This is a genomic window from Salinarchaeum laminariae (assembly GCF_023204835.1).
GTDB classification, from domain to species: domain Archaea; phylum Halobacteriota; class Halobacteria; order Halobacteriales; family Salinarchaeaceae; genus Salinarchaeum; species Salinarchaeum laminariae.
Genome location: NZ_CP096270.1, coordinates 1,471,652 through 1,491,680 on the forward strand (window position 1 = coordinate 1,471,652; position 20,029 = coordinate 1,491,680).

Here is a 20,029-nt window from a genome sequence, read left to right on the forward strand (position 1 = left end):
CTCGCCGATCTGAGTGTGCAGACGACACGGCGACGGAGACGCGGTGGAGAAACCAGCCGAAATTACAGCTGCTCGACGCTGCCCTCTGCTTCGCGCTCGCGGAAGACTTCTCCCTCGAACAGCGTGACGACGACGTCCTCCTGCTGCCAGGCGTTCGGCGGGAGCCCTGCTTTCCGGCAGGTTCGCGAGAGGTACTCCTCCTCGGTCCAGCGCTGCTGGAGGGGCACCGTCGGGTAGAGCCAGCCGTGCTCTGCGCCGGCGTCGACCGCGACGCCGTGGGAGCCGAGTTCGAGGTCGGCGAGTGGGTCGTCCGTGAGCAGGACGTTCGTGACCGCACAGACGGAGACGGTGAGATTCGAGAGCTCGGGCGGGGAAACCTCCGAGCCTGCGGAGTCGCCGGAGGCTGCCTCGATGGCGGCGTCGACGATCACGTGACCGAGGCGCTCGCTGGCCTCGTAGCCGCCGGCGCAGCCACGCAGGCTGCCGCGGCCTCGGGTCGATTCCAGGCGAACGAACGCGCCGGTTCGCTGGTAGAAGGCGTCGCGCATGCTGCCGGGCTGTTCTCGCTGTCCGTTCTGGACGTAGAGTTCCACGGCCTCTCGGGCGAGCTCCACCGCCCGTGCCCCGTCCTCGTAGGTGAGATCGACGGTCTGGGCGTCTGCCATACACTTCCCCAAGGGAGAATCGCCCTTCAAGGTGTCCCTTCTGATCGTGCTCGCTGACGCGGCAGTAACGGGCTGGATCACGCCGGGACCCGGCTACCGCAGGAACCCTCATGGAAACGACTTTGCCCGCGGCTCGCAAGAGCGAGGTATGGCCCTCGACGACTTCACCGAGTACGATCCCGAGGACGAGTCCTCGGAGACAGTCGAGGACGGCGACGACGCCGGTTCTGATGCGATCGATCCTGGCGGAGATGGTAGCGGCGCCGGGGAGAGTGCCACGGACGCTGGCGACGCTGCTCCCGACGCCAGCGACGATAGCGACGGGCTCTCCTTCGCCTCGGCGGACGCCACGGCTCCCGAGCGCGCGGAAGGACTCGGAATCCTCTCGGCCTCTCGCGGGCTGCGAATCGACGAGACGGGCGAGGAGACCGAGCTTCAGGCCTACGTGACAGCGCCGAACCGGAACGACGTGCGCGTGGGCACGTACGTTCTCGTCCCCTACCCCGCTGGCGCCGGCGGATCGGGCGCGAACACAGCGGGGGGCTCCGGTAGCAGCCAGGACGGCGCTGGCGAGGCGTCCAACGAGCGACTGTTCTGTCGCGTCGCCGGGCTCGAGTATGCCCAGGAGTTCCAGAGCGACGACGCGACCGAGCTTCGGGCGCGCCGCGCGATGCGCGACGGCTCGATCGACGAGACCGACTACAAGTTCCTCGCGGAGCTGGATCCCATCGCGGTCATCTACGACGACGGCACCGACGAGGACGGCGAGCCAGAGCAGAAACGCCGCGCCACCGACCGGGTGCCAAAGCCCGAGACGACCGTCCATCGCGCGTCGGACGCCGACGAGATCAAGACCGGACTGAAGATTCCCGCCGACGGTATCTTCCTCGGCCATCTCGCCGTCGGTGGCGAGCGCGTCACGACCGCGGCCACCCCGCCGACGATCGACTACCGTCTCGACGACGAGTACGACGCCGGTGACCCGCTCCTCTTCCGACACACGCTTGTCGCGGGTGGCACCGGTTCCGGGAAGACCCACGCCGCGAAGAACGTCCTCCGGCAGGTGCTCGCCGAGGAGCGCACCTACCCGATGGGCGACGGTCGGGACGTCCAGGCCGGCGTCGTGCAGTTCGACCCCCAGGACGAGTACGCGCAGCTCCACGACGACAACCCCGATCTGGACGCAGAGGCCGCACGGCAGTACGAGCGTGAGGGTGTGGCCCACGGTGGCCACGACGACACGCTCGCGTTCGTGCCGAAGGTCGGCGACGCGAGCTACGACGGCGGCGGCCACCGCGCCGAGCAGGTGGAGTTCACGATTCCTTTCTCGATGGTCCGGGGGAACCCCTGGCTCGTCGCCGGCAGCGGGCTCAACGACAACCAGTACCAGGCGCTCTACGAGCTGCTCGACCGGTTCTTCTCCCAGTACGGCAACGGCGGCACCTACGACCAGTTCGAGTCGTTCATGGACGATCCCGCCCTGCGCGAGGAGCTCGATGAATCCGGTCGCGTCCACGAGGCAACGTTCGACGCCGTCTTCCGGCGCATCCGCGGCTTCGGCAACGTCTTCGATCAGGACGCGCGGCCGATCACCGACCAGGTCCGGGATCTCGTGCGTCCCGGCGGTCTCTCCGTCGTTCCGACCTACCACATCTCCGATTCCCGCGCCGCGGAGGTCGTCGTGCTCGCGGTCGCGAGCCTGCTCGTCGACGAGAAGCTCTCGAGTGACCCCACCTACGACCGAATCAAGGAGACGCCGCTCGTGGTCGGGATGGACGAGGCCCACAACTACCTCACCGACGCCGAGAGCGTCCAGGCTCGCCACGTCATCGGGAAGTTCACCGACGCCGCCAAACAGGGCCGCAAGGAGCGTCTCGGTCTCTTCCTCGTCACACAGGATCCCCAGGACATCGACGACGCGGTGTTCAAGCAGATCAACTCGACCGTCGTCCTCAATCTCGGTGACGACGACGCGATCTCTGCCGTGAACATCCCGACCGCACTCGAGCAGAAGGTCCCCTACATGGAGCAGGGACAGATGGTCGTCTACTCACCGGACAACTCCGAGCCCGTCGAGCTGGTCGGGCTCGATCACTGCCTCGTCAAACACGAGTAGATCGCCGCCCATCACACGGAGAGTGGATTCGAGGTCTTGCGATTCCGGAGCCTGCGCCTGGTTTTATGCCACCGGCGCTCCTCGCTCCGTATATGAAGCGCATTCTCGTCGCCTACGACGGATCGAAGCAGGCCGACGCAGCACTCGACCACGCCCTCGCGGAGTTCCCCGACGCCGAGTTGCACGTCGTCACCGTGATCGACCCGGCAGAGGCCACCTACGCCTCTACTGAGGAGATGCCCGCCGTCGCCGACGGCTGGCACGAGGAGGCGACCGAAGAGGCCGAGCGAATCCTCGCCGAGGCGGTGGACCGCGCCGGCGATCGCGAACTCGTCACCGACAAGGTGGTCGGACGGCCGGGACCATCGGTCGTCGAGTACGCCGAGGAGCACGACGTCGACCAGATCGTCACCGGGAGCCACGGACGAACCGGCGTGTCGCGGCTGTTGCTCGGCAGCGTCGCCGAGACGATCGTCCGTCGCTCGCCCGTGCCCGTGACCGTCATTCGATAGACGGGGTCTGGGGTCGGTTTTCCGTTCGAATCGGCCGTTCGAACTGACCGTTGGGTACTGCAACGTGGTTACTGCATTGAGGTGGCGAAAGTGGCCTCCGAAAGCCCCCGACCGCTCGATATCCCAGGGCTCGCTGTCGTCCGAGAGATCGTAGATCTCTCGAACGACAGAGAGTTAGAATCGTCGAGCGGGAGGGGGCTTCCGTAGCTGTCTGCTGTGCTGTTCGATCTACCTATGGCTGCATTCCCAGTTGAGGGAACAAACCGTGACGGGGATCGCTCTCGCAGACGCTCGCGGTGGTCAGTGTGGCGAGTAGCCGTCGATGACGCCGTCGCAGTCGGGACAGGAGACGAGGGACGCTCCGGTCTCTTTGCCGCCGGGGTTCGCGCCAGATTGCGCGCCGGATCTCGTCTGCCGGACGGTGCCGTTGCCGAGCAGGTCGGAGCCACAATAGGGACACTCGTTCATGCAGGGAACCTCTCCACGCGTCGCGTGGTAACGATACACGTGACGGCTGGAATCAGCATAAGCGTTGTGTCCACTTGTCACGGTGCGTCGGGGTCGAGTCAACCGGGCGATTGCGACGGGTTTCGACGATATACGAAGGGCTCGTTACTGGGTGCCGTTTCAACTGGAAAACGCCAGACGCGGTCACCGATTCGGCACAGATGCCGCGCTCCGATCGGATAGGACTGACGAGCCGGCGACCACGGGTACCGTCTCGACGACGCTACTCCGCGGACTCGAACTGGGAGAGTGCCTCGGCGGCGTTCTCGACGGCGGCTTCTCGCTTGGCAGGGTAGGCCTCGACCTTCGCGCGGAGGGTCAGCCCGTCACCGAGGCGGGCCTCGCCGCCGAACGCGGCCTGCTTGTCGAGACTGACGAACAGCTCGCAGTTGTCGGTGACGCGGTCGTCGAGCTCGGATTCGAGCGTGCCGAAGTCGTCGCTCTCGGCGACGGTGGAGAGGACGTGCCGAACGTCGTCGGCCTTCTCGAGGCGCGTCGAGAGGACGAGGATGCGATCTCCGTGGTGGCCCGTGGTCTCCTGGCGCTCGATCGGCGCGTCCTCGGGAAGGAACAGCCGAAGGGCGTCCTCGACGCGCTGTTCGTGTTCCGTCGCGTAGACGAACGTCCGCAGGTCCACGTAGTGGAACGGGACGCTCGCCATCGACTTACTCCTCGTCGGCGTCGGCGTCCTCGTCCGCGTCGGATTCCTCGTCCGGAGCGGCCTCGAGGTTGTCGTCGGGGACGCCGGTCTCCTGGCCGTCCTCGAAACTGACGGTGTAGTTCGCGTCGCCGAACATCGTCTCGACGATCTGCGTGACCGTCCCCTGCTGGCCGTCGTACTCGCTGTGCTCGTCGTGCAGGACAACTGCGTCGTCCTCCTCGTAGCTCATACCCTGCTTACCGCGGTCCGGGGCAAAAAGGACGCGATTCCGGACCGGCCCCAGCGCGTGCGGCCTGCCGAATCTCCAGTGTCGGGACCGCAGACCATCTGACGCCTCCACGTCGCCGTCCCGTCTCGCACACTCCTGCGACATCCGTCCGTCGGCGCGTCAGACGTTTGTTGTAGGAATTTCCAAGTAAAAATTTTATGCGTGGGTGCCGTAGACAGACTACGCCATGCCCCGCCCACCGGATAGCACGACGGACACGTACCTCGACGTCCTCCGGACGCTCGGCGTCACAGACGCCGCCCTCCACCGGCACCACGGCGCCAGCCCGGAGACGCCACTCCGAGCCGCGATCGACGGCGACCGTGGTTCCCCCACCGCGGACCTCCTCTCCGCACTCGACGCGACCGGGCGCGTGATCGACCTCCGGGACGGTCTTGGCCCCGAGGACGGTGACCGGCTGACTGGTTCCCTCGGTCGGTTCGGCCTCCGGATCGAGATCGAGTCGGCGGGCGACGCCCATGACTCCGACGCAGCTGGTGCCGAGGCGGACGCACATCACGATGCGGACTCTGGCTCCGAGGCGGACGCACATCACGATGCGGACTCTGGCTCCGAGGCGGATACCGGCCACGACGCGGAGCCCGACCTGACGCTCCTGGTCACTGACGTCGTCATCGGTGAGACGGAATCCTTCCACACGCGTGCGGACGCGACGGCCGTCGAAACGACGCTACGCGAGAACCTTCTCGACGACGGACCGGTCGACCTCCTCGAACTGCTCGACGGTCGCCACCTCGTCGCTGAACCTCGCGAGATAGCGGCGCTGGCAGCCAGCTACGGCCCGCGGATCGAGCCCTACGACGATCCACTGCTCGCCCCCGACGCGGCGATCGACGTTGATGACGATGGCCCGCTGCTCCCTGCGGAGACGCCTACCGCTGCGTCCCAGCCACCGTCCGCATCGATCGGTGCCGCCACACCCAGCGCAGGCGCTGCCGACGATGCGGAGGGGCTCGTGGATGGCGCGTCCGACGGCGACTCCGTCCGCGAGGTCGTCACCCAGGCGAGTGAGGACAACGCCGAGTCGATAGAATCCGCACTGGCCGACAGCGGCCCGGAGACCCACACGATCGAGGACGACGAGGCGCTCGCGGCCTCGGCGTCGGCGACCGTCGGCGGTGGGCCGCGACGCACCGTCTCGACGACGGGCATCGACGAGGTGTTCGACCAGATCGAGTCCTCCGCCAGTGCGTCCGCCGCCAGCGAGACGCCAGCCGACGAACCGTCCGACTCGATCGACGACTCTGCCGACGCGACCGCAGAATCTGGTGACCGTCCTCCCGCTTCGACCGAATCGACCGCAGGTTCCATGTTCGACTCCACCGACTCCTCGACCGACGCGACCGCATCGTCCGACGACGCAGACGTCACTCCCAACGGCCTCACTGGCGGCCCGACCCGGACCGTCTCCTCGACGAGCGCCGACGACATACTCTCGCAGGCGACCGGCGACAGCGACTTCGAGACGATCGCCGCCGAGGAGGACGGCGCTGACCCCGACGCCGTCCTCGCGGAGGCCGGCGACGTCCCGTCCGCGCTGACCGAGGCTGCCCCGTCACAGCAACTCGATTCCGCTCCGGCGGCCGCCACTGCGGATCCAGCAGAGGCCACCGACGGCGCCCCCGTCGAGACCGAGGCCGATGCGCCGACGGCTGCGACGACTGCTGCCGAGTCGGAATCCACTGCGGAATCTGCCGAGCGGGATCCGACCGGGGACCGTTCGGAGGATCGCTCTCCGGCCGAAGCGAATGCCGAAGCCGTCGACGTCCAGTCGCCCGAACCAGCACCATCGGCCGACGACGAGTCCGCGGGTGGCGAGTCGACGCCGTCGCCAGAGACGGCTGCGACGCCGACGCCCGCCGCTGGCCTGGAAACGACTGATAGTGCCGAATCCGATCGGGCGGAGACAGAATCCGGGTCGAGCGAGGGTAGCGATGCCGATCGCGCGATCGATGCCAGTCACGAGACTGTGGCCGGTCACGAGGCCGATGCCAATCACGCAACCGATTCCACTGCAACGGTCGACCTCGCCACAGACGATCCCGCGGCAGCGGACGGCCCGCTCGCCGCCGCTGGCGGCGTCGGACCCGATACCGACTCCGCGGAGTCGGATTCCGGCGGTGCGTCGACCGAGGACGAATCCGACGCCGGTGGGAGCACTGACGCCGACGCGGAGCCCGGGCTCGTCGGACGGATCACCTCGACGATCTTCGGCAGCTGAACGCTCTCCTGGCGATCGTTCTTTTGAGAGCTCTAACAGGTTTTTGCGACCGTTCAACGGCCCGTCGGCCGATTTTCGCACAAAAATCTGGAGCCGTCCTCAACAGCCAGGGCCAGCAGTACGGGCCTCAGGACTCGAGGTACGCTTCGATCCGATCCATCGCCTCCTTCAGGTCCTCGAGCCCCGTCGCGTAGGAGACGCGCAGGTGGCCGGCGCCGCCGTCGCCGAAGACGTCGCCGGGGACGGCCGCGACGCCGGCCTCGGTGAGCAGCTCCTCCGCGAACGCCTCCGCGTCGCCGCCGGGGACTTCTGGAAACACGTAGAAGGCGCCCTTGGCCTCGAAGCAGTCCATCCCGAGCTCCTCGAACCGCGAGAGGACGAACCGTCGGCGACGGTCGTACTCCTCGACCATCTCGTCGACCTCGTCGTCACAGGAGCGCAGGGCTTCGATCGCCGCGTGCTGTGGTGTCGTCGGCGCGGAGAGCATCGTGTACTGGTGAATGCGATTGCAGGCCTCGATGACCTCAGGTGGCCCCATCGCGTAGCCCAGCCGGAGACCGGTCATCGCGTAGGCCTTCGAAAAGCCGTTGAAGACGATGGTTCGCTCGCGCATGCCCGGGAGCGTCGCGATCGAGACGTGCTCCTGGCCGTAGGTAAGATCCGCGTAGATCTCGTCGGCGAGGACGACGAGGTCGTGCTCGCGACAGAACTCGGCGACGGCCGCCAGCTCCTCGCGGGGCATGATCGCACCGGTGGGGTTGTTCGGGTAACAGTAGAGGAGGACGTCCGCCTCGTCTGCCCCGGCCTCGGCCATCGCCTCGGGCGTCAGCCGGAACTCGTCCTCGGTGGTCGGAATCTGACAGATCTCCCCGCCGGCGAAGGTGACGCCCGGCGCGTAGGAGACGTAGGTCGGATCCGGGACCGCGACGGTGTCACCGGGGTCGACGACGGCACGGAGCGCGACGTCGATCCCCTCGCTGACGCCGGTGGTCACCAGAATCTCCTCGTCGGGATCGTACTGGAGGTCGTACTCTGCGTCGACGTGGCGAGCGATCTCCGCCCGGAGTTCGCGCTTCCCGCGGTTGGCGGTGTAGGCGGTCTGTCCCTGCTCGAGGGAGTGGATCGCCGCGTCGCGGGCCGCCCAGGGCGCGGAGAAGTCCGGCTCGCCAACGCCCAGCGAGATGACGTCCTCGGCCTCCTCTGCGAGCTCGAAGAACCGCCGGATCCCCGACGGCGGCGTCTCCTGCACCCGCTGGGAGATGCCGAACGCGCCGTCCTCGGACTGGCCGCCCGGCCCAGTGCCGTCGACATCGCCAGATCGGTCCTGTTCGCTCATGGCGACACGGAGAGACGATCGTCGTCGTCGCCGTCGCCGAAGTTCACGCCGCGGTCCTTGTACGTGTCCATGACGTAGTGGGTGACCGTCTGCGTGATCTCCGGGACGGGCGCGACCTTGTCGCTGATGAACCGGGAGACCTCGCGCATCGAGTCGCCTTCGACGCGCATGTCGAAGTCGTAGTCCCCCGAGACCAGCTGGAGCGTCTGCACTTCCGGGAAGCGGGCGAGCCGTTCGGCGATGTCGGCGTAGCTCGTCTCGCGGTCGAGCGTCACGTTGAGTTCGACGAGTGCGACGACGCGCTCCTCGTCGACCTCGCCCCAGTCGACGACCGCCTGGTAGCCGCCGACGACGCCATCCTCTTCGAGGCGCTCGATGGCGTCGTCGACTGCTGCCTCGTCGGCGTCGAGCATCCGCGCAAGGTCCTCCGTCGATCGACGCGCGTCCGCCAGCAGCAGGTCGAGCAGCTCCCGCTCGTTCATACAGATTGTGGGTGCCAGGGCGGGCATAAGGGTTTCCACGGCCGTCGGTACGGTAGCGCGCCACGTGGCACCGGGCCATTCCAGTGCCTGTCCGGTTCCTGCGTGTCGGTCCCGGGTCTGTACTGCGTCCGTAGCCAGCCCCCGATACGGGCCACGTGCCGTGAGAACGCACTTCAGTCTCCCACGTCAACTGTCGGAGCATGACGGAGCCCGGCCGTGACGCGACTGGCGGATCGCCGGAATCCACCGAGGAGAGTGCACCCCACGGAGAAACCGATCCCGACGACGTGGCAGAGACCGACGAGGCGACCTACACCAAGGAGGGCGAACTCGAGCGGACGATCGGGCTCACTGGTGGCCTCTCTATCGGTATCGGGACGATGATCGGGGCGGGAATCTTCGTGTTCCCCGGCATCGCCGCAGGCGAGGCCGGCCCCGCTGCTGCCGCCTCGTTCGCCATCGGCGCGGTCGTGGCGCTGCTCGTCGCGCTCCCAGCCTCGGAGCTGGGGACCGCAATGCCCCGGAGCGGTGGCGGCTACTACTTCATCTCCCGCGGGCTCGGCACACTGGCAGGGTCGGTCGTCGGGCTCTCCCTGTGGCTTGGGCTGGTCTTCGCCTCCGCGTTCTACCTCGTTGGCTTCGGGTACTACGCGATCGACTCGCTCGCCGAGGTCGGTATCGTCGTCGACGCAGCGTTCGTCGTGCCGATCGCGCTCCTGTTCGGTGCCGGATTGACCGTCTTGAACGTCACCGGTACCGAGAACGCCGCGAAGCTCCAGAACGGCGTCGTCGCCCTGTTGCTCTCTCTGCTCGTGGTCTTCCTGGGCGCGGGAATCGCCGATGCCGTCGGGCTCACCGGCCAGTCGAGCCCGCCCGAGACGTTCGCGCCCTTCGGGACCCTCCCGATCGTCACGACCGCCGCGCTCGTGTTCACGTCCTACCTCGGGTTCGCGCAGGTCGCGACGGTCGCCGGCGAGATGAAAGCGCCCGGTCGGAACCTCCCGCTCGCGATGGTCGGATCCGTCGTGATCGTCGGCGTACTCTACGTCGTAACGGTGTTCGTGGCGACGAGCGCCTTCGGGAGCAACCGGCTCGCCACGCTGGGCGAAACGGCGATGGTCGAGGTCGGACGGCACTACCTCGGCGCCGCCGGTGCGATCGCCATCCTGTTCGGCGGCTTGCTCGCGACGGTGTCCAGCGCGAACGCATCGATCCTGAGCACCTCGCGGGCGGTCTACGCCGTTTCCAGAGATGGGGTGATTCCGGAGTGGGCGAGCCGGATCAACCTCCGATTTGGTACGCCCCACGTCGCGCTCGGCCTGGCCGGTGGCCCGATCCTCCTCCTGACTGCGACCGGTCAGGTAACCGTGCTCGCGGAGGTCGCCTCCTTCCTCCATCTTGTGATGTACGGGCTGCTCTGCGTAGCGTTGCTCGCGCTCCGCCGGAACGAGCCCGACTGGTACGATCCGTCGTTCAGGGTGCCTGGCTATCCCGCCGTCCCGGTGCTCGGCGCGATCGGGAGCTTCGGGATGATCGCATTCATGCAACTGGCCTCCCAACTGATCGGACTGGGAATCATGCTCGCGACCGCCGGCTGGTACGGCTACTACGCACGAGACGTGGAGCTCAAGGGGGTGCTCTAGCCCGTGGCCCGCGTCGTCGTCCCCGTGGAAGTACTCGAAGGCGAAACGGTGTCCGCGGGACTGGTCGGGCTGCTCGCGCCCGCCGATGTCACGGTCCTGGGCTACCACGTCGTTCCCGAGCAAACAACGCCCGAGCAGATGCAAGCGCAGTTCGGCGAGCGGGCGACGGAAGCGCTCGAGGACCTCACCGAGGAGTTCCGATCTGCTGGCGCTACGGCCGACTATCGTCTCGTGTTCACGCACGACCGCGATCAGTCGGTCGAGCGAATCGTCGACGAACTTGCTGCCGACGCCGTCACGACCACCGGTACTACCGGGACCGTCGAGCGACTGCTCGTCTCGCTGACGGGCGACGTCGCCGTCGGCCGGATCACCGCCTTCGTCGAGTCCATCGCCGCCAACCGCCCCATCGAGGTGACGCTCCTCGCTGCGACGGCCGAGGAGGCCGCCGATCCGGGCCGGATCGATGCAGCTGCGGAGGCGCTCGCCGCCGCTGACGTCGATGTCGTCGCGGTGACGGCCGTCGACGATTCTCCGCTGAACGCGCTCGTCGATGCCGTCCCCGGTCACGACGCGATTGTGATGGGCGAGCGTGCACCGTCGCTCTCTTCGATCCTGCTCGGGGACTTCTCCGAGCGCGTCGCCGCCGCGACCGTCGGGCCGGTTCTCGTCGTGCAGGCGCCAGATCCGGACTCGGAGGTCGGACCTGCGGACGACGACTCCCCGGAGTGAGTGCCAACGGGTAGCGAGCCACCGACCACGATCGCGAACGCATAAGCGACCCCCGGTGCAAGGCCCGTGTATGAGCGACGAGACGGCAGGCGCAGCGTGGTTCGAGGGCCTGGAGCCCGGCGACGCCGCGGCGGCCGCCGAGCACGTCCGGGACGGGTCGGCCGAGGCACCAGCGAACTGGCCGGCCGCCGCCGTCGATGCCGAATTCGCCGCAGACGAGGACGCCTACTACGATGTACTCCGCGAGGCGACGATCACCGCAACGCGGGCTGCGGTCGAGGAAGCAGAGGGCGCAGACGACCAGCAGCTCGCCCACCTCGTCCGGGCGATGGACGACTGTACCCGCACGGCGAACGAGCTCGCCGAACGCGTCGCGGAGTGGGCCGGCAGTCGCCTCGACGAGGAGGGTAGCGGCGTCGGCTTCGCCCGGCGCGTCGCGGCGATCGAGCCCGAGGACGCCGGCGAGGAGCGCCTGCTCGGTCTCGCCCAGCGCGTCGCCGATCTCGACGACGAGTCGGAGGCGCTCCGCGCAGAGATCGAGCGGGCTGCACCCGAGATCGCCCCGAACCTCGCCGCGCTGGCGGGGCCGGTGCTCGCCGCACGACTGATCGCGCTGGCCGGCGGGCTCGGCGATCTCGCGAAGTCGCCCTCCAGCACCGTCCAGGTGCTCGGCGCCGAGGACGCCCTCTTCGCACATCTCCGCGGGCAAGGCCCCTCTCCGAAACACGGCGTGATCTTCACGCACGAGTACGTTCGCGGGACCGCCCGCGAGCACCGTGGGTCCGCCGCCCGCGCCCTCGCCGGGAAGCTGACGCTCGCGGCCAGAGTCGACCACTACTCCGGCGAGCGCAAGACCGAGCTCGACGACCAGCTCGAGGCCCGCATGGAGCGGATCCGTGCGCGGACCGGTGACGGCGATGCCGGCAGCGACGACGGACCCGATGACAGCGGCAGCGACGATAGCGGGAACGGAGGTGACGGGGAATGACGCTCCCCGATGGCGTCGAGCGTCGACATTTCGATAGTGAGGAACGCCTCGCGACCCGTGGGCCGACGGTCTACGGCGAGCCGACCGACGGCGAGTGGCGCGCGTGGGACGCCCGGCGCTCGAAGCTGGGGGCGACGTTCGAGAAGGGACTCGACACGGGACTCGAGGGCGACGATTCGGTACTCTACCTCGGCGCAGCCAGTGGGACGACGGTCAGCCACGTCGCCGACTTCGCTGGCCCGACCTACGCCGTGGAGTTCGCCGCGCGGCCGGCGCGGGATCTCGTCGGCGTCGCGGAGGACCGGAGCCGCCTCTTCCCGCTGCTCAAGGACGCTCGGAAACCCGACACCTACGCTCACGTCGTGGAGAGCGACCTCGACGCGATCGTTCAGGACGTCGCGACGCGCGGGCAGGCCCGCGTGGCGCTCGAAAATCGCCAGTTCTTGGCCGGCGACGGCCGACTCGTCGCCGCGATCAAGGCTCGCAGCGAGGACGTGACCGCCGAGCCCGCCGACGTGTTCGCGGAGGTGCTCGACGAACTCGAGGCCGGCTACGAGATCCTCGACACCGAGCGGCTGGAGCCGTTCCACGACGACCATCTCGCACTCGTCGCGCGGCCGAAGTAGCGGTCGCCGATGGCGGAGGGATGAGCAGCGCCTGTGCTGGCGGAAAATGGGGAGGCGTCGATGTTCGCTTTAGATGTAGTCAGTGTAGTCGACCGTGCCGGCGCTGGGTTCCCGCTCGCCCTCGACGGCAGCGCGGATCGCGTCTGCGACCGCCGCGGGTGAGCGATCGGTCGTCTCGATCTCGTAGACTGCGTCGTGACCGTGGCGGTCGACTGCTTCGGCGAGGATCACGTCGAGCGCCTCGCTCTCGGCGTTCTCCGCGATGCTGGCGGCAGACTCCGCCTTTTCCGGGTTCGCCTCGCCGCGGGCCTCCAGCCGGCGTTCGAGCTCCTCGGGGGCGCAGCGGAGGACGATCACCCGATCCACGTCGAGGTGGTGAGCAAGGTGGGACTCGATCAGTACCTCCTCTCGGCCGTCGAGGAACGCCGAGATGGCCTCGAAGTCGACGACGTAGCTGTCCCGCTCCTCGTCGTGCTCCTCGTAGAGCCCCTCCGGCTCGATGGCCTCGTTGAGGTGGACGACCTCGAGGTCGTTTGGGACGCCAGCGTCGCTCGTTTCGAGTGCCTCGACCGCGCTCGTCTTGCCGGTGCCAGGCGTTCCAGTGACGGCGACTCTCATTGGTCGGTGACGGCCTCGGCTTCTTCGTCGGCACTCTCCGCGTCGCCACGGTTCAGATCTGCGAGCACGTCGTTGACGGCTTCCACGGCCTCCGCCGTCTGGTCCTCCGTGCCGCAGGTGATCCGAATGCACTCGGGGAGCCCGAAGCTCGTGCAGTCCCGGACGATCACGCCCTCGCGTTTCAGCGCCTCCGCGACCGCGGTGGCGTCGCCGACCTCGACGAGCAGGAAGTTCCCGCCGCTCTCCCAGGTCGGGGCGTCGATCTCGGCGGTCATGTACTCACGCGCCCACTCGACGACCTCGACGGAGCGTTCGACGTGGTCGTCGGTCTCCATCGCCGCGAGTCCGGCCCGGCAGGCCAGCTCGCTGACCGCGAACGGGGTGTTGATCCGGGCGTAGGCGTCGGCCCACTTCTCTGGAACGAGCGCGTAGCCGAGACGGAGGCCGGCGAGCCCGTAGGCTTTCGAGAACGTCCGGAGGACGGCCACGTCGGTCCGCTCCTCGAGCAGAGTTCGGGCGCTCTCGACGTCGGCGAACTCGCCGTAGGCCTCGTCGACGACGATCAGCGTCTCCTCGCCGGTCCGGTCGGCGATCTCCTCGACGTCGTCGAGGGCGACGGTCGCGCCGGTGGGGTTGTGCGGGCTCGTCAGGTAGACGACGCGCTCGCCGTCGTAGGCCTCGAGGAGCGCGTCGGGCGTCACGGCGAAATCCCGGTCCTTCGGCACGTTGTAGTGCGTTACCTCACCGTGGTGGTAGCGCGCGCTCATCGGGTAGTAGGCGAAGCCCGGCTCGGGAGCGAGGATCGACTGGCCGGGGTCGATCGTCGCGCGGTGGAGCAGGTCGATCGCGCCGTCGGCGCCCGCGGACAGCCAGACCTGCTCGTCGTCGATCGCCCATCGGTCGGCGATCGAGCTCGTGAGATCGGCGTGCGCCGACGTCGGGTAGGCGCTGATGCCGTCGGCGTGCTCCCGGAGTGCGTCGACGGCCGCATCCGGTGGGCCAAGTGGGTTCTCGTTCGAGGCGAGCTTGATGAGCGAGTCGGGGTCGACGCCGAGTTCGCGGGCCACCTCCTCGATGCCCTCGCCGGGGACGTACTCCGCGTGCGAGGACAGGTCCCGTGGTTCCATGCGCGAATCGTGGCGGTGTCGGCACTTAACGCCGTTCGTTCCGTGGGGCAGGTGGGCAGGGCTCTCACAGTGGAAATCGGGTGCGTGGATGCAGTGCAGGTCTTGATCAGATAGCTGGATTCAGCCGCATACGGACTGCTTCAGCAGGAATTGGGACGTCGAAAGCCCTCGGCGCGCTCGCAGCCTTTCGGCGGCTTATCGTGCCGCTCTCCGCACTACCCGCGGCACGATAGGGGCCGCCGAACGACCAGGACAAGCGCGAGCCCACCTCGCCCTTTCATTCCGCCAGGATACCGGCTGCTCAGTGGGCTTTCGCTGGTACCCAACCTGGTGGCCTGCGAAAATCGTAGATTTTCGGGCGGCCAGAAGACGCAGTCTTCTGGCAAACTGAAAGGGCGAAGCCGGGTCCGGGAAGCACTACCCCGCAAGGACCGCAGCCGACCGGAAGGGAGGCGAGGACCGCAGTGTGGGTCGCGCGAGCGGAGCCGGCCGAGGGCTTTCGGGCCGCTGGTGCTGCGACTGTTCCGTATCCCGATCGAAGCCCGAGAAGGTCGTACCGCTTGGCTCACCCGTCGCTGTCTAACGTACTACCGAGATGAATGGGTGGACGGCCCGGGTTGCCCGATCGTTCCCGATGGGTCAGCCCGGTCGCCTCCTCCACCCCGCGACCCGGCGAGCGACGACTGTCCGGTGGTCCGCTGCTCGCTTCCGCGCCTGACGGCTGCCACCGGTTAACCGCGACGGCTCGCCCCTGCAGGCGATCGCCGCGGACCATCGTCCCCGACGGACGAGGCTTCGACGTCGGCTTCCGGGGCCCGGTCGGGGGTGACCAGACGCCCCGGGCGTTCGGCCCCCGCTGAAGACCATTTCGCGGGCGTAGGAGCAGGGCCTAGCTGCCCGGCCTAGTCCAGTCCGTTCTTTCCCCCTGCAGGGGAAGTACCTTTCGGAGAAGCTGGCTGAAAATCGACACACGTAACGGGGGACGATTCAGTTAGGCTTGGGAACGGGGCATCCAGCGTGGTGCCCGGAGGCGGGCCCGTTTCCGCCGCTCAGAACAGTCGTAGCGCGTACGCGTACCAGACGCCACAGAGCACCATCGCGGCCGTGCTTCCGACGACGGCCCAGCGGTGGAACTCGAACCACTCCTCGGCAGTAATCCTGAGGACGACGTCGGTGGGCACCGCCAGCGCCCAGCTGAGCGCGAGCATGGTCGCGACGAACCCGAGCCCGAGCCCGGCGCCGGCAGCGGTCGCCGGATCGGAGCGCCCCCGCTGGCCCGATGCGAAGACGACAGCCGCCACGAGCGCAATGATCATGACGGTCAGCCCGCCCACGAGCCCGAAATCGTAGTAGGTCGCGATCGAGCTCGCGCCGGCGTCCGCGAGGGCGTAGGGCACGAGAAGTACGATCGCAGCGAGGAGGGAGACTACGGTCCCGACCGTCGCGGGGAGCCGCTGCCAGTCCATACCCCGACTCGGTCCGACGGCCGCTTAAGCGCGACGTTCGCCGACTCCTGGACGCGGTGGTCGCCGAACGACCAGCGCCGCACTCGGCTCCGGGTCCGTCTGCGACCGGAAGACCCTCGTCGCTCGACGCCCGATTGGCGCTCATGGCACTGGGCGGCACCGCGAAGAAGATCCAGAAGCTCGCGGACACGGCGGAGAAGCTCTACGAACAGATTAAGGACCTCCAGCAGCGGATGATCAACGTCGAGGAGTCGGTGGATGCGTCCACCCAGCGCCTCGACCGGTTGGAGGTCGAGAGCGAGAAGCAGCGGGTCCTGCTGGAGGCCGTCGCCGAGCAACACGGAATCGACGTCGAGCAGGTCCTCGCCGAAGCGGCGATCGAGGAGGCAGAGCCTGTCGACGGCGAGGCCGAGTCCCTCGATTCCCAGACCGATTCAGATCAGCAGTCTGCGGGTGGCGACGCGACCGCAGGCGACCAGCCGGCAGAGGCCGACAGTCCCACCGTGGTCGACGACAGCGGCAACACCGTCGAGTAACTGTCGCCGACGTCGGTTGGCGGCGTTTTCACTCAGACCAGCCGGTCGAGCAGCGCGTCCCACAGCTCCGGCAGGTGCTCCCACTCGAGGAACGCCTCTGGCGCCCAGTGTGGCGCACAGTCTGTCGCGTACGCGAGCGTCCGCCCCTCGCCGTGGTCGCCGACGACCACGAGTGGATCGTCACGAACGGTCGCGAGCACGTCGGCGTCGGGATCCGCGCTCAGGGCGTTGTAGCCGAGCACGTGTGGCCACTCCTCGGGGAGCGTCTCGAAGCCGTCGTTAATGGGGGTCGCGCCCTCGGGGGTCTCGACTCGGTCGTCGTGATGAGCGATCTCGACGGGCAGGACGTTCGCGAGTTCGGTGCGGGCGTAGCCCGCCGCGCCGTGCTCGCCAGCGAAGCTCGTGTACCCACCGAGCATGCCGAGCGCCCCGCCGTCGGCGACCCACTCCGAGAGCAGGCGACAGCGGTTCACGTCGGTCTCGCCGGCGGCGACCTGTGGCGTCAAGAGTAGGGACTGCGCGCCGATGTCCGACAGAAGAACGAGGTCGTACTCGTCGAGTGCCTCCGTGCTCCGCGGGAACTCCCTGAGCGCGACGTCGGCCGGCTGGTGTGTGACCGAAGCGCCGACCGACTCGAGCGTCTGGATCAGCCGGTCGGCGGCTTCGGTGTACTCCGTCGCCGCCGCGACATCCCGTCCCTTGACGACCATCGAGGTCGTCGACCACGACTCGCCCGCGAGCAGAATCTCCGTCATCGTTCACTCGAACGTTCCTCGACGGGGCCTTGAGTCTCCCGACAGCTGGCGTTCCCTGCCGGTGTTTCCGGGGAATTTACTCCGGGACGTGTGAGCTTCCAGCAGCGACGCTACCTGCCCGAGCCGGCAGCTCGCAGGGGGAGTGCGAGAAAACGGGGAGACGGCGGGTTCAGTCGTCAGCGACCGCGGCGGAGTCGACCGCAGCGTCGGTCATCCCGAGCACGTCGTCGAAGAAGCCGAGCGAGTCGTGGGGGCCGGGGTGGGCCTCGGGGTGGTACTGGCGGGTGATGATGTCGTGCTCGTCGGATTCGAGCCCTTCGGGCGTGTCGTCGTTGACGTTGATCTGGGTGACTTCGAGCACGTCGCCGGGTTCTGCCACGCTGTAGCCGTGGTTCTGCGTCGTCATGACGACCTGATCGGTCCGGAGGTCCATGACGGGCTGGTTCACGCCGCGGTGGCCGAAGGCCATCTTCTCGGTCTCGCCGCCGAGGGCCTCGGCGACAATCTGCTGGCCGAGGCAGATGCCCGCGAGGGGATACTCGTCGACGGCCGCGTCGACCAGCTCGATGGCGTCGTCGAAGTTCGCGGGGTCACCGGGGCCGTTCGAGACGAATAGGAGATCCGGATCGATGGCGTCGACGTCCTCGATCGTCGCGTCGTAGGGGAGGACGTGGACGGTGGCGCCGCGCTCGACGAGGGATGTCTGGATCGAGCCCTTCGCGCCGCAGTCGACGAGCGCGACGTCGGCACCGTCGCCGTCGGCGTTGTAAACCGTCGGTTCGTCGACGGTGACCTGCGCGCCGATGTCGGTGTGGTCGCTCATCGGGACGCACTCCTCGAGTTCGTCGAGCGCGTCCTGGGGCGTGACGTCGTCGCCGACCGCGATCCCGCACTCCATTGCGCCCTCTTCGCGAATGTCGACGACGAGGTCACGCGTGTCGATGTGGTCGACGGCCGGCACGCCCTCCTCGTCGAGCCAGTCGACGACGTCGTCGGTCAGCTCGCGGGAGACGACGGCCTTGGGCTGGACGCGGTCGGACTCGAACCGTTCCTCTCGGACGCCGTAGTTCCCGATCAGCGGGTAGGAGAAGGTCAGGATCTGCTCCGCGTAGGAGGGATCCGTGAGACTCTCCTCGTAGCCCGTATATGCGGTTGTGAACACCAGTTCTCCGTTGGTCGTACCCGGAACGCGGCCACGCGCTTCGATTACCTGGCCACCTTCCACCGCTACGTAGGCGTCCATCGTTACGAGATGCGAATGATTGCGCCGGCATTAACCCTTGCGTTCGAAGGATCGTTACGATTTTCGTAATCACCAAGTGCCCCCGCTGGCAATGGTCCAATCTCGATGGACGACCTCGACCGGGAGATTCTGACGATCCTCCGCCGGGACTCGCGAACGCCCTACACCGAGATCGCCGACGAGGTCGACACCTCGGAGGGTACCGTTCGCAACCGCGTCGAGCGGATGCTCGACGACGGCTTGATCGAGCGGTTCACCGTCTCTACCCACACGGGTAACCTAAAGGCCATGGTCGAGATCGAAGTCGACGTCGACGTCGACACCCACGCCGTCTCCGAGTCTATGGCCGACTGGTCGCAGGTCGACTTCGTCTGGATGGTCAGCGGTGAGGAGGACATCGTTCTCGTCGTCGACGCGCCCGACACCCAGGGCGTCAACGATCTGATCACGAAGGCCAGGGAGCTCTCCGAGGTCGTCAACACGAAAACGCGGCTGATTCTCGACGAGCAGCTCGGGTAACGTCGATCGTCGACGCGAGCGGCCAGTCCACACAGTCGATGCCGTCGACGCGATCTGTGCCGCCGACGCAATCTGTCCCATCGTCTCGATCGGTGCCTGGCCGTCAGTCGTATTGCTCGATCGACGTGGCTGCGCCATCAGTTCCCCGCAGCCGCCTCGTCGCCGGGTAGCTGGCCTTTCAGCCGATGGATCGCCCGGTAGGCCGGCGTCAGCACCCGATCGAGGGGGTACTCCGCGACTGCCGGCTCGACGCGACCGTCCCGGATCGCCGCGACCACGCTCTCCGGCGTCAGCTCATTTGCATCGATTCGCGTGTACGCGCGACCGGCCTCGAATGGGTAGTGCGCGTCGCTGCCGCCGACGATCGGACAGCCACGCTCCTCGGCGAGCAATGCGACGCGCTCGCGGTGGTGGGTGTGTTTGCCGTTGACCTCGACGGCGTCGACGGTCGCGTCGGTCTCGCGGGCCGTGCTCGCCCGGAACGGATGGGGGATGATCGCCGCGCAGTCCCGGTCGTGCGCGAGGTCTATCGCTTCGTCGGGGGTGAGCGCTCCCGGCTCCGTCCGTGCGGGCGGATCCGGGCCGACGGCGAGGAGGTGCCCCCGCGTCGTCGTGATCTCGACCCCCGGGATCGCGAGCGGGTCGGCTCCCGCGCCGGGCTCGACGGGGCCCGATCGCCGAGCACTCTCCCCGTCGTCCGCTGGCGACGCTGCAACTGGCTCCCTGCCGTCGGTGGACTCCGCAGACGTCGACTGTACGTCGCGGGCTGGCGATGCCGGTCCTCTGCTGGACGGCAGAAATCGGTAGTCGTGGTTCGTGAGCGCAACGGCGTCCATCCCCCTGCGTCCGGCGACGGCGGTCAGCAACCGCGCGCCGATCGGGTCGAATGCGGTCGATCGTCCCTCGAACCCGTGGAAGAACCGGGTGTGGTTGTGCAGATCGACGGCGTACACGTGCAGTGTGAGGCCGCACAACTACTTTTTATTG

The 20,029-nt window shown here is 67.9% G+C and carries 21 protein-coding genes and 1 other RNA gene; 9 read left to right on the top strand and 13 right to left on the bottom strand.

Annotated elements, in window-relative coordinates:
* Positions 1–62: 62 nt before the first annotated feature.
* Positions 63–665, bottom strand: coding sequence for a TIGR00296 family protein (locus tag MXF70_RS06735; RefSeq protein WP_248518233.1), 603 nt, complete (start codon positions 663–665; stop codon positions 63–65).
* A gap of 148 nt (positions 666–813) precedes the next feature.
* On the opposite strand from MXF70_RS06735, the gene MXF70_RS06740 reads away from it, so the two are divergent.
* Positions 814–2,781 (top strand): ATP-binding protein, encoded by a 1,968-nt coding sequence (locus tag MXF70_RS06740; protein ID WP_248518234.1) that lies wholly within the window; start codon positions 814–816, stop codon positions 2,779–2,781.
* Positions 2,782–2,873: 92 nt separating this feature from the next.
* Positions 2,874–3,293 (top strand): universal stress protein, encoded by a 420-nt coding sequence (locus tag MXF70_RS06745; RefSeq protein WP_248518235.1) that lies wholly within the window; start codon positions 2,874–2,876, stop codon positions 3,291–3,293.
* A 300-nt stretch (positions 3,294–3,593) separates the two neighbouring features.
* Here the strand turns inward: MXF70_RS06745 and MXF70_RS06750 are convergent, their stop codons facing one another.
* The 3 genes from MXF70_RS06750 to MXF70_RS06760 all read right to left on the bottom strand — a co-directional run bounded on the left by MXF70_RS06750 (position 3,594) and on the right by MXF70_RS06760 (position 4,690).
* Positions 3,594–3,761, bottom strand: a complete 168-nt coding sequence (locus MXF70_RS06750) for a hypothetical protein (RefSeq protein WP_248518236.1) — start codon at positions 3,759–3,761, stop codon at positions 3,594–3,596.
* A 262-nt stretch (positions 3,762–4,023) separates the two neighbouring features.
* Positions 4,024–4,461: an RNA-binding protein gene (locus tag MXF70_RS06755; protein ID WP_248518237.1), complete on the bottom strand. Its 438-nt coding sequence runs from the start codon at positions 4,459–4,461 to the stop codon at positions 4,024–4,026.
* A gap of 4 nt (positions 4,462–4,465) precedes the next feature.
* Positions 4,466–4,690: a DUF1918 domain-containing protein gene (locus tag MXF70_RS06760; RefSeq protein WP_248518238.1), complete on the bottom strand. Its 225-nt coding sequence runs from the start codon at positions 4,688–4,690 to the stop codon at positions 4,466–4,468.
* 226 nt (positions 4,691–4,916) lie between these two features.
* Between MXF70_RS06760 and MXF70_RS06765 the strand changes: the two genes are divergently transcribed.
* Positions 4,917–6,971, top strand: a complete 2,055-nt coding sequence (locus tag MXF70_RS06765) for a hypothetical protein (protein ID WP_248518239.1) — start codon at positions 4,917–4,919, stop codon at positions 6,969–6,971.
* Between the two features lie 127 nt (positions 6,972–7,098).
* On the opposite strand, the gene MXF70_RS06770 is transcribed toward MXF70_RS06765, so the two are convergent.
* Positions 7,099–8,307, bottom strand: a complete 1,209-nt coding sequence (locus tag MXF70_RS06770; RefSeq protein WP_248518240.1) for a pyridoxal phosphate-dependent aminotransferase — start codon at positions 8,305–8,307, stop codon at positions 7,099–7,101.
* Positions 8,304–8,789 carry an Lrp/AsnC family transcriptional regulator gene (locus tag MXF70_RS06775; RefSeq protein WP_248518241.1) on the bottom strand — a complete coding sequence of 162 codons (486 nt, stop codon included), beginning with the start codon at positions 8,787–8,789 and terminating at the stop codon, positions 8,304–8,306. The genes MXF70_RS06770 and MXF70_RS06775 overlap by 4 nt, the downstream gene beginning before the upstream one ends.
* 200 nt (positions 8,790–8,989) lie before the next feature.
* Between MXF70_RS06775 and MXF70_RS06780 the strand changes: the two genes are divergently transcribed.
* The 4 genes from MXF70_RS06780 (at position 8,990) to MXF70_RS06795 (ending at position 12,778) form a co-directional block, all read left to right on the top strand.
* On the top strand, positions 8,990–10,432 hold the full coding sequence (locus tag MXF70_RS06780; RefSeq protein ID WP_248518242.1) for an APC family permease: 1,443 nt from the start codon (positions 8,990–8,992) through the stop codon (positions 10,430–10,432).
* A 3-nt stretch (positions 10,433–10,435) separates the two neighbouring features.
* The gene (locus MXF70_RS06785; RefSeq protein WP_248518243.1) at positions 10,436–11,164 is read left to right on the top strand and encodes a universal stress protein; all 729 of its coding nucleotides are present in this window, start codon (positions 10,436–10,438) and stop codon (positions 11,162–11,164) included.
* A gap of 70 nt (positions 11,165–11,234) precedes the next feature.
* Positions 11,235–12,152 (top strand): NOP5/NOP56 family protein, encoded by a 918-nt coding sequence (locus MXF70_RS06790; protein WP_248518244.1) that lies wholly within the window; start codon positions 11,235–11,237, stop codon positions 12,150–12,152.
* The gene (locus tag MXF70_RS06795) at positions 12,149–12,778 is read left to right on the top strand and encodes a fibrillarin-like rRNA/tRNA 2'-O-methyltransferase (RefSeq protein ID WP_248518245.1); all 630 of its coding nucleotides are present in this window, start codon (positions 12,149–12,151) and stop codon (positions 12,776–12,778) included. Before MXF70_RS06790 ends, MXF70_RS06795 begins: the two co-directional genes overlap by 4 nt.
* A 69-nt stretch (positions 12,779–12,847) precedes the next feature.
* Here the strand turns inward: MXF70_RS06795 and MXF70_RS06800 are convergent, their stop codons facing one another.
* From MXF70_RS06800 to MXF70_RS06815, 4 genes are all read right to left on the bottom strand, one after another.
* Positions 12,848–13,396, bottom strand: coding sequence for an adenylate kinase family protein (locus MXF70_RS06800; protein ID WP_248518246.1), 549 nt, complete (start codon positions 13,394–13,396; stop codon positions 12,848–12,850).
* Positions 13,393–14,523, bottom strand: a complete 1,131-nt coding sequence (hisC, locus tag MXF70_RS06805; RefSeq protein WP_248518247.1) for a histidinol-phosphate transaminase — start codon at positions 14,521–14,523, stop codon at positions 13,393–13,395. The genes MXF70_RS06800 and hisC overlap by 4 nt, the downstream gene beginning before the upstream one ends.
* A 601-nt stretch (positions 14,524–15,124) precedes the next feature.
* An RNA gene (gene ffs / locus MXF70_RS06810) (signal recognition particle sRNA) lies at positions 15,125–15,436 on the bottom strand.
* 136 nt (positions 15,437–15,572) lie between these two features.
* On the bottom strand, positions 15,573–15,989 hold the full coding sequence (locus MXF70_RS06815) for a DUF7548 family protein (RefSeq protein ID WP_248518248.1): 417 nt from the start codon (positions 15,987–15,989) through the stop codon (positions 15,573–15,575).
* Positions 15,990–16,132: 143 nt separating this feature from the next.
* Here MXF70_RS06815 and MXF70_RS06820 point away from each other — a divergent pair, with 143 nt between their 5' ends.
* Positions 16,133–16,525, top strand: a complete 393-nt coding sequence (locus MXF70_RS06820) for a DUF5798 family protein (protein WP_248518249.1) — start codon at positions 16,133–16,135, stop codon at positions 16,523–16,525.
* 32 nt (positions 16,526–16,557) lie between these two features.
* Here MXF70_RS06820 and MXF70_RS06825 read toward each other — a convergent pair whose 3' ends face one another.
* Both MXF70_RS06825 and carA read right to left on the bottom strand, forming a co-directional pair.
* On the bottom strand, positions 16,558–17,280 hold the full coding sequence (locus MXF70_RS06825; protein WP_248518250.1) for a glutamine amidotransferase: 723 nt from the start codon (positions 17,278–17,280) through the stop codon (positions 16,558–16,560).
* A 169-nt stretch (positions 17,281–17,449) separates the two neighbouring features.
* Positions 17,450–18,523: a glutamine-hydrolyzing carbamoyl-phosphate synthase small subunit gene (carA, locus tag MXF70_RS06830; RefSeq protein WP_248518251.1), complete on the bottom strand. Its 1,074-nt coding sequence runs from the start codon at positions 18,521–18,523 to the stop codon at positions 17,450–17,452.
* A 105-nt stretch (positions 18,524–18,628) separates the two neighbouring features.
* On the opposite strand from carA, the gene MXF70_RS06835 reads away from it, so the two are divergent.
* Complete coding sequence (locus MXF70_RS06835; RefSeq protein WP_248518252.1) at positions 18,629–19,042, top strand: Lrp/AsnC family transcriptional regulator; 414 nt, start codon at positions 18,629–18,631, stop codon at positions 19,040–19,042.
* Positions 19,043–19,179: 137 nt separating this feature from the next.
* Here the strand turns inward: MXF70_RS06835 and MXF70_RS06840 are convergent, their stop codons facing one another.
* Positions 19,180–19,995 carry a PHP domain-containing protein gene (locus tag MXF70_RS06840; RefSeq protein WP_248518253.1) on the bottom strand — a complete coding sequence of 272 codons (816 nt, stop codon included), beginning with the start codon at positions 19,993–19,995 and terminating at the stop codon, positions 19,180–19,182.
* Positions 19,996–20,029 lie beyond the last annotated feature (34 nt).

Bases quoted from the DNA above. Each gene is read 5' to 3' on its own strand.
- MXF70_RS06800 (WP_248518246.1), bottom strand. From the start codon at position 13,396: ATGAGAGTCGCCGTCACTGGAACGCCTGGCACCGGCAAGACGAGCGCG.
- MXF70_RS06775 (WP_248518241.1), bottom strand. From the start codon at position 8,789: ATGAACGAGCGGGAGCTGCTCGACCTGCTGCTGGCGGACGCGCGTCGA.
- MXF70_RS06735 (WP_248518233.1), bottom strand. From the start codon at position 665: ATGGCAGACGCCCAGACCGTCGATCTCACCTACGAGGACGGGGCACGG.
- MXF70_RS06835 (WP_248518252.1), top strand. From the start codon at position 18,629: ATGGACGACCTCGACCGGGAGATTCTGACGATCCTCCGCCGGGACTCG.
- MXF70_RS06770 (WP_248518240.1), bottom strand. From the start codon at position 8,307: ATGAGCGAACAGGACCGATCTGGCGATGTCGACGGCACTGGGCCGGGC.
- MXF70_RS06755 (WP_248518237.1), bottom strand. From the start codon at position 4,461: ATGGCGAGCGTCCCGTTCCACTACGTGGACCTGCGGACGTTCGTCTAC.
- MXF70_RS06740 (WP_248518234.1), top strand. From the start codon at position 814: ATGGCCCTCGACGACTTCACCGAGTACGATCCCGAGGACGAGTCCTCG.
- MXF70_RS06750 (WP_248518236.1), bottom strand. From the start codon at position 3,761: ATGAACGAGTGTCCCTATTGTGGCTCCGACCTGCTCGGCAACGGCACC.
- MXF70_RS06765 (WP_248518239.1), top strand. From the start codon at position 4,917: ATGCCCCGCCCACCGGATAGCACGACGGACACGTACCTCGACGTCCTC.
- MXF70_RS06745 (WP_248518235.1), top strand. From the start codon at position 2,874: ATGAAGCGCATTCTCGTCGCCTACGACGGATCGAAGCAGGCCGACGCA.
- MXF70_RS06790 (WP_248518244.1), top strand. From the start codon at position 11,235: ATGAGCGACGAGACGGCAGGCGCAGCGTGGTTCGAGGGCCTGGAGCCC.
- MXF70_RS06820 (WP_248518249.1), top strand. From the start codon at position 16,133: ATGGCACTGGGCGGCACCGCGAAGAAGATCCAGAAGCTCGCGGACACG.
- MXF70_RS06795 (WP_248518245.1), top strand. From the start codon at position 12,149: ATGACGCTCCCCGATGGCGTCGAGCGTCGACATTTCGATAGTGAGGAA.
- hisC (WP_248518247.1), bottom strand. From the start codon at position 14,523: ATGGAACCACGGGACCTGTCCTCGCACGCGGAGTACGTCCCCGGCGAG.
- MXF70_RS06825 (WP_248518250.1), bottom strand. From the start codon at position 17,280: ATGACGGAGATTCTGCTCGCGGGCGAGTCGTGGTCGACGACCTCGATG.
- MXF70_RS06780 (WP_248518242.1), top strand. From the start codon at position 8,990: ATGACGGAGCCCGGCCGTGACGCGACTGGCGGATCGCCGGAATCCACC.
- MXF70_RS06760 (WP_248518238.1), bottom strand. From the start codon at position 4,690: ATGAGCTACGAGGAGGACGACGCAGTTGTCCTGCACGACGAGCACAGC.
- MXF70_RS06815 (WP_248518248.1), bottom strand. From the start codon at position 15,989: ATGGACTGGCAGCGGCTCCCCGCGACGGTCGGGACCGTAGTCTCCCTC.
- carA (WP_248518251.1), bottom strand. From the start codon at position 18,523: ATGGACGCCTACGTAGCGGTGGAAGGTGGCCAGGTAATCGAAGCGCGT.